The organism is Candidatus Ulvibacter alkanivorans, assembly GCF_003333325.1.
In the GTDB taxonomy this organism is placed as follows: domain Bacteria; phylum Bacteroidota; class Bacteroidia; order Flavobacteriales; family Flavobacteriaceae; genus Ulvibacter_A; species Ulvibacter_A alkanivorans.
Map to the genome: position 1 here is coordinate 1 of NZ_QOLC01000021.1, position 7,500 is coordinate 7,500.

At 39.0% G+C, this 7,500-nt stretch carries 9 protein-coding genes; 7 read left to right on the top strand and 2 right to left on the bottom strand.

What is annotated here, in order from left to right:
• Positions 1–113 precede the first annotated feature (113 nt).
• Both DWA30_RS00945 and DWA30_RS00950 read left to right on the top strand, forming a co-directional pair.
• Positions 114–377, top strand: a complete 264-nt coding sequence (locus DWA30_RS00945; RefSeq protein WP_317048321.1) for a DUF2752 domain-containing protein — start codon at positions 114–116, stop codon at positions 375–377.
• Between the two features lie 18 nt (positions 378–395).
• Positions 396–719, top strand: a complete 324-nt coding sequence (locus DWA30_RS00950; RefSeq protein ID WP_114490666.1) for a CCC motif membrane protein — start codon at positions 396–398, stop codon at positions 717–719.
• Positions 720–784: 65 nt separating this feature from the next.
• Here DWA30_RS00950 and rocD read toward each other — a convergent pair whose 3' ends face one another.
• Positions 785–2,065: an ornithine--oxo-acid transaminase gene (gene rocD, locus DWA30_RS00955; RefSeq protein WP_114490667.1), complete on the bottom strand. Its 1,281-nt coding sequence runs from the start codon at positions 2,063–2,065 to the stop codon at positions 785–787.
• 146 nt (positions 2,066–2,211) lie between these two features.
• On the opposite strand from rocD, the gene rlmD reads away from it, so the two are divergent.
• Genes rlmD through DWA30_RS00970 form a run of 3 tightly spaced genes read left to right on the top strand, consistent with a single transcriptional unit; the run spans position 2,212 to position 4,790 of the window.
• A complete protein-coding gene (gene rlmD / locus DWA30_RS00960) occupies positions 2,212–3,624 on the top strand; it encodes a 23S rRNA (uracil(1939)-C(5))-methyltransferase RlmD (protein ID WP_114490668.1) in 1,413 nt (470 codons plus the stop codon).
• 19 nt (positions 3,625–3,643) lie between these two features.
• Positions 3,644–4,132, top strand: a complete 489-nt coding sequence (locus DWA30_RS00965; RefSeq protein ID WP_114490669.1) for a DUF6452 family protein — start codon at positions 3,644–3,646, stop codon at positions 4,130–4,132.
• Positions 4,098–4,790, top strand: a complete 693-nt coding sequence (locus DWA30_RS00970; RefSeq protein ID WP_114490670.1) for a DUF6048 family protein — start codon at positions 4,098–4,100, stop codon at positions 4,788–4,790. The genes DWA30_RS00965 and DWA30_RS00970 overlap by 35 nt, the downstream gene beginning before the upstream one ends.
• A gap of 34 nt (positions 4,791–4,824) precedes the next feature.
• On the opposite strand, the gene DWA30_RS00975 is transcribed toward DWA30_RS00970, so the two are convergent.
• On the bottom strand, positions 4,825–5,982 hold the full coding sequence (locus DWA30_RS00975) for a THUMP domain-containing class I SAM-dependent RNA methyltransferase (protein WP_114490671.1): 1,158 nt from the start codon (positions 5,980–5,982) through the stop codon (positions 4,825–4,827).
• Between the two features lie 113 nt (positions 5,983–6,095).
• On the opposite strand from DWA30_RS00975, the gene DWA30_RS00980 reads away from it, so the two are divergent.
• Both DWA30_RS00980 and DWA30_RS00985 read left to right on the top strand, forming a co-directional pair.
• On the top strand, positions 6,096–6,827 hold the full coding sequence (locus DWA30_RS00980) for a class I SAM-dependent methyltransferase (RefSeq protein ID WP_114490672.1): 732 nt from the start codon (positions 6,096–6,098) through the stop codon (positions 6,825–6,827).
• Positions 6,827–7,495, top strand: a complete 669-nt coding sequence (locus DWA30_RS00985; protein ID WP_114490673.1) for a ZIP family metal transporter — start codon at positions 6,827–6,829, stop codon at positions 7,493–7,495. Before DWA30_RS00980 ends, DWA30_RS00985 begins: the two co-directional genes overlap by 1 nt.
• The last annotated feature ends 5 nt before the right edge of the window (positions 7,496–7,500 follow it).

Here is a 7,500-nt window from a genome sequence, read left to right on the forward strand (position 1 = left end):
ACAGGTATATTTAGTTCGTGTAATTACTTCTGAAAATAAAGAGTTCGATTATAAAATAACAGTTTCAAATAGAAGATAAAATTCTTTTATTAAATTTGAACATGGATGAGTTAATGCTACCATGTTTAAATAAGAAACTACTCGGCTTTGAATGTTTAGGCTGTGGCATACAACGTGCCACAGCCTTATTTTTTAGAGGTGAGTTCTTCGCAGCATTCAAGATGTATCCTGCACTATATACCCTCCTACTACTGGCAGGGTTTTTAATTATAAACATGTTTATTAAGATAAAATATTCAGAAAAAATAAAAATTCTGTTAGTCGTTCTTAATATCGCTATAATCCTTGGTAACTTTATAATTAAACAATTCAACTAAACAACTAATCTTTACTTTATGGAAAAACAAAAACTAAACACGACTTTAATCTACATTCTTTCGATACTCGGATTTCTTTGCTGCTGTTTTGGAGGAATAGGAATTGTACCCTCAGGAATCGCTTTCTTTATCGCCAATGGGAAGGTTAAAGAATACGAAAATGCACCCGAGAATTTTGAGAATGGAGAAGCTATGAAAACAGCTAAGATCATTGCGATGGTCGTATTGATTATCAATATCCTTTATTTAGGTTATACTATCTATCGTATCGCCACGGTTGGATGGGATGAGATGATGGAGCAATCAAGAGAACTTAGTGAGCAATGGGGTTTCGAACAGTAATTTAATTCTAATTCATAAAAAAAGCGGCTAATGTAGCCGCTTTTTTGCATTATAAACGCTATATCTTATGCTTCAAATTCCTTTAATGTATTAATAATTATATCAATGCATTCACGTAGTTGAGGCTCGGTCATCACCAATGGTGGCGCGAAACGAATAATATTACCATGTGTTGGTTTAGCCAACAACCCGTTGTCTCGTAGTCTTAGACAAATATTCCAAGCAGTGTCACTGTCTTCCGTGTCATTAATAACAATAGCGTTCAATAATCCACGTCCACGCACTAAAGTAACCGTATCAGTTGTTTTAATGTACTCGTTTATCTCGCTTCGGAAAATATTTCCTAAACGTTCAGCATTATCAGCCAATTGTTCCTCTTTTACTACATCTAAAGCTGCCATAGCGACTGCGGCAGCTACAGGATTTCCGCCAAAGGTTGAACCGTGAGAACCGGGAGTAATTACACTCATTATGTCATCGTTTGCCAAGACGGCCGACACCGGATAAGCACCACCGCTTAACGCCTTCCCGAGTATCAATACATCGGGTTTTACATTTGGTGTTTGGCTACAATCTTTTTGTTCGCAATTGCAATCACCGCATGTTGCTAACAATCGTCCGGTTCTCGCGATCCCGGTCTGTACTTCATCGGCGATAAAAAGCACATTGTGCTTTTCGCACAATGCTTTTGCTTTGGCTAAGTATCCTTCCGAAGGAACATACACTCCTGCCTCACCTTGTATTGGCTCTACTAAGAAACCTGCAATATTCTTGCTACTTTGTAATGCCTTCTCCAAGGCTTGAAGATTGTCGTATTCAATTTTTATGAATCCTTTGGTATATGGACCAAAATGCTTTCGAGCGACCGGATCATTTGAAAAGGAAATGATAGTTGTAGTTCTTCCGTGGAAATTATTCTCACAAACAATGATCTCGGCTTCATTTTCTTCTATGCCTTTCTTTTCGTAAGCCCAACGTCTACAAATTTTTAATGCAGTTTCAACCGCTTCAGCCCCGGTGTTCATAGGCAACAACTTATCGAAGTTAAAATAATCGGTTGCGTATTTTTCGAATTTCCCTAACATATCGTTATAAAATGCCCTGGAGGTAAGCGTTAATGTCTGTGCCTGCTCATTCATAGCATTAACGATCCTAGGGTGGCAATGGCCTTGATTAACAGCAGAGTAAGCCGATAAGAAATCATAATACTTTTTACCGTCTACATCCCAAACATACACACCCTCTCCTCTATTCAAGACAACAGGTAACGGATGGTAATTATGGGCACCGTATTTGTTTTCTAGATCGATCGCTTTCTGTGAAGCTGTTTTTTCTATAACTGACATATTTTTCTGAAAATTTGAAGTAATAAAATCGCAATTCCTGCTTAGTGGAGAGAAATCATCCTAAGGATTGCAAATTACTAAATAAATCCCACAATTTTAAAGCGGAAGCGGGAATTAAACACGCTAAATTATGCTATTTTTGCACGATGCCAAGAAGAAAAAAGAACCGTAAAATATTTGAAGATGTCGTGGTCACCGACGCAGGAGCTAAAGGCAAAGCCATTGCAAAAGCTCCGGATGGTCGAGTGATCTTTATCAATAACGCTGTACCGGGCGATGTGGTAACCGTGCAAACGACCAAACAACGGAAAGCCTATTACGAAGCTACGGCAATAGCTGTTAAGGAGCACTCACGAAGAAGGGTCACTCCGCGCTGTGAACATTTTGGCACCTGTGGTGGTTGTAAGTGGCAGCATATGGGTTACGAACATCAATTGTATTATAAGCAAAAGGAAGTTGAAAATAATCTAAAGAGACTCGGTAAAATCGAAATACCAACGGTACTTCCCATCCTCGGGTCTTCAGAAACTTATTTTTATCGAAACAAGATGGAATTCTCTTTTAGCGATTCTAAATGGCTTACTAAAGAACAAATACAAAGCGATGAGATAATAGAAAATCGCAATGCTCTTGGATTTCATATTCCAGGTATGTGGGATAAGATATTAGACATTAACACTTGTTATTTGCAACAGGACCCTAGTAACGCGATTCGTGATTTTGTACAAGAGAAAGCGGAAGAACTAGAACTTCCATTCTTCAACACACGTAAACAGGAAGGATTATTACGAACGCTAATGATTAGAACGTCTACCATTGGTGAAGTTATGGTCGTCATACAATTCTTCCAAGAAAATGAATCGGGTAGAAAAGCACTTTTAGATGCTGTGATCGATCGTTTTCCAGAGCTAACTTCCTTACAATATGTAATAAATCCGAAAGGAAATGACACTATCTACGATCAAGATGTGATTTGTTACTTCGGAAAGGACCATATATTCGAAGAAATGGAAGGACTTCGATTTAAGATCAATGCGAAATCGTTCTACCAAACCAATAGCAAACAAGCGTATGAACTGTATAAAGTTACACGCGATTTTGCCGGTTTAAGCGGCAATGAATTGGTATATGATCTTTATACCGGTACCGGTACCATCGCACAATTTGTTGCAAAAAAAGCCCGAAAAGTCGTTGGTATTGAAGCGGTTCCCGATGCCATTGAGGCCGCTAAGGAAAACGCAACCTTAAACGATATCGACAACGCCGAATTCTATGTAGGGGACATGAAACAAGTTTTTAATGAATCGTTTATCGCTGCCCATGGCAAACCGGATGTTGTAATAACCGATCCGCCTAGAGACGGCATGCACCCAGAAGTAGTAAAACAATTATTGGAATTAGCCGCTCCTAAGATCGTATATGTAAGTTGTAACAGCGCTACCCAAGCCCGTGATCTGTCAATTCTAGACTCTTTATATAAAGTAACCAAAGTACAACCAGTAGATATGTTTCCACAAACCTATCATACCGAAAATGTTGTACTTTTGGAAAAACGCTAATCATAGCGCACAATTTTTTATGCTACAAAAAATTCTTTTTCTAACGTTAATCACTGCTCTTTTACTAGGATGTACGCGTGATGATATTTGCGCAGAGACTACCGCTACTACACCAAAATTGATTATCGTTTTTAACGACTTTGTAAATCCAACAGAACGAAAAACAGTACCTAATTTAACGGTACGCACTACCGATACCAATCAGACCGTAGTGATAAACGCTACTGCTACCGATTCGATCGCAATTCCTTTGCGTACTGCGGCCGATTTTACCAGGTATGAGTTTATACGAGATGACAATACCATCAATGCACTGTCTGAAGCGTATCGCTTCGGTTACAATCGTGAAGAATTATATGTGAATCGAGCATGCGCATTCAAAACTGTGTACAGTAATCTTGACGCAATAGAAGATGATGAAGGTACTAACGACTGGATACTTAATGTACAAATTGAAAACCAAACTGTAGAAAATGAACTTGAAGCACATATTACTATCTTTCATTAGTGGTGTATTGGTGTCATTTTCTGTAATGGCACAAACTCCATCCGATTCTATTCCGAAGACAACAAAATACGGACTTAGAGTTGGGGTCGATCTTGCGAAACCTGCACGAACCTTACTGGAAGATGGCTATTCAGGATTCGAGATCCTTGCCGATTTTCGCGTTCGAGATAAGTTCTATGCGGCAGCCGAGCTGGGAAACGAGCAGAAAGAGTATGTAGAACCAAATTTAAACGCGGAAACCTCGGGAAGCTACCTAAAAATTGGTGGTGATTATAATGCGTACAACAATTGGTTTGGACTCAATAATGCCATTTTTGGTGGACTGCGATACGGATTCGCCACGTTTAAGCAAGAGTTGAACGCCTATAGCGTCTACACAGACAGTCAAGTCTTCCCTCCCGCTGTTTCTACAGAATCACAAGAGTTTAACGGTCTCACAGCTCATTGGGTAGAATTGATCGTAGGGGTAAAGACCGAAGTATTAAATAATTTGTACCTATCGATAAATTTGCAATTAAAGCGAAAGATTGTAGAAGATCAACCCGATAATTTTGACAACCTATACATTCCAGGGTTCAATCGAACTTATGATTTTAGTGAATTTGGCGTGGGTTATGGATACACACTTTCCTATTTAATACCAATATTTAAGAAGTAGTTCTTCGGAATGCTAAGCAAGCATTATATAATTGTTACTGCTTACTTGCTTTTCTACTGCCCTCATACATTTCGTATCGCACTAGTTTACTTTCTAACTTTCCGTTGTACAGCTTAATGCGACGAGAAGGACGCAGCCCAACGTGTTTTAAGGCTTCCATATTCGATGTGATCATCCATGCCTGCGTTCCCGGGTAGCCTCGTTTTAACGTATTGCCAATTTCTGCGTAAAATTTTTCAATATCGGTTACAGAGATTCGTTCGTCGTAGGGCGGATTAAAAACCAAATACATGGGTCGCTCGGTTTGTTTTTCCGTAGCAAAAAAATCCTGAACTTCTAATTCGATAAATTCAGAAAGATTCGCATTGCGAACGTTCTCTTTAGCCTTCCGAAGCGCAAGTGGATCTTTATCATAACCGTAGATCTTAAAATGAAAATCTTTTATCTTCTTAAGCGCAGCTTCTTCTATTACCTCGTATAAATCCACATCAAAATCGGGCCAAGTTTCAAAACCAAACTCTGCCCTGTTCAAATTTGGAGGAATATTACAAGCGATCATTGCGGCTTCGGTAAGAAAAGTTCCTCCACCACACATGGGGTCAAGAAAATCGCATTGTCCCTGCCATCCGGAAAGCATAATAATGCCGGCTGCCAACACTTCGTTGATCGGGGCTATCGTATTCTCAATTTTATAACCTCGCTTGTGCAAGGACTGTCCCGAACTATCCAAAGAGATCGTACAAATATTTCTATCGATATGAACATTAATGCGTAAGGTAGGATGATCTAGGTCAACATTAGGACGTTCTCCTTCCTTGTCACGAAAACGGTCCACAATGGCGTCTTTTGTTTTTAAAGCGATGTACTGTGAGTGTGTAAACTGTTTAGAATATACCGTAGCATCAACAGCAAGACTACCATTGGCCTCCATATACTGCTCCCACGGAATTTCATACACTTTTTTATACAGGTCGTCCTCGGTAAAAACATTGAATCCGGTGATAGGTTTTAGTACTTTAATGGCTGTTCTACAACATAGATTTACTTTGTACATAAACCCCATATCACCTTCAAAAGTGACGTTTCGAGTTCCTATTTCAATATTCGATGCGCCTAACTGCCGTAATTCTTGAGCTAAAAGCGCTTCAAGTCCATACAGGGTTTTCGCCAACATTTTAAAATTTTTCGCCATCTGCTTTTCCCAATAGAACCGGGATGTTTTTGTTGTTAATTCCTTAAATTAAACAATCTTCCATTTAATAAAGGAACAAAAATACAGTATTTTAGCCCTGCAAAAAGAGATACATGCAAAAAGAAACAGATAATTGGTATGCTTCGTGGTTCGACACACCCTATTATCATATTTTATATAAGGACAGAGATTATAAAGAGGCCGGGCAATTTATGAACTCGCTCACCAGCTTTTTAGACCTTAAGCAACATGCGACTATACTGGATCTTGCTTGCGGCAAAGGGAGACATGCAAAATACTTGAGTAAATTAGGATACGAAGTAACCGGAGTCGACCTCTCCCCGTCAAGTATCGCCTATGCCAAACAATTTGAAAGTGAGAATTTACATTTTCATGTACATGATATGTGTAAACCTTTTCCACAGCGATTCGATGCTGTATTTAACTTATTTACAAGCTTTGGTTATTTCGAATCAGAAGCAGACAACCTTAGAACTATAAAAGCTATTAAGGAAGAACTAAAACCCAATGGTCACGGGGTTATTGATTTTTTAAACACAGTAGTTGTCGAAAAGAACTTAGTGCCGAAAGAGCATAAAGTAGTCGACGGACTTGATTTTTACATTTCCAGACGAATTGAAGCAGGGTATATTCTAAAGACCATCCGTTTTCACCATAATGGCGTTGATCATGAGTACATAGAACGAGTTAAGGCGTTACGTCTTTCTGATTTTAGATCATATTTTTCCGAAGCCGGTGTCACGCTACACCACTGCTTTGGAAACTACAATCTGGAACCCTTTGATGAAACGACTTCAGAACGTTTAATTCTTATCTTTAGCTAATGGTTTATCTCATCCTTTTTATAGCTGTGGCGTTTGGCTATTTGGCGGCACTTGTATTTAAGCGAACTAAGATCAATGATCTCTCTTTGTTCCTATCTTTTAGTGGAGCCTTTTTATTGGCTATGACGATTTTAGAATTGTTACCCGAAGTTTTTGAATTACCTACCGAGCGCATCGGGCTCTTTATTATGAGCGGTATCTTACTACAGATCTGTTTAGAGTTCTTTTCTAAAGGTGCCGAACACGGCCATGTGCATCTCTCGGCCGAAAAAAGGGTGTTTCCTTGGTTGCTATTCTTCAGCCTATCGGTACACGCTTTGTTGGAAGGAATTCCTGTTTCCGATGGGAACAATATTTTAATTGGTATTTTGGTCCACAAGATTCCGGTAGCAATAATACTGTCGCTGTTCTTTATAAAAGCAAATTATAAAATAAGCACAACGCTTATTTTCATGACCTTATTTGCCTTAATGACTCCTATTGGGACATGGCTTTCCGAAGAAATTATAAGTATTCAAAACTACGAACGGGAGATTACAGCTGTTGTCATTGGTATGTTCTTGCACGTATCCACCACCATTTTGTACGAGAGCAGTCGCGATCATAAATTCAATCTCACCAAATTGATTGTGATCATTCTTGGGTTTGGAATTGCTTATTTCCTATAATACCA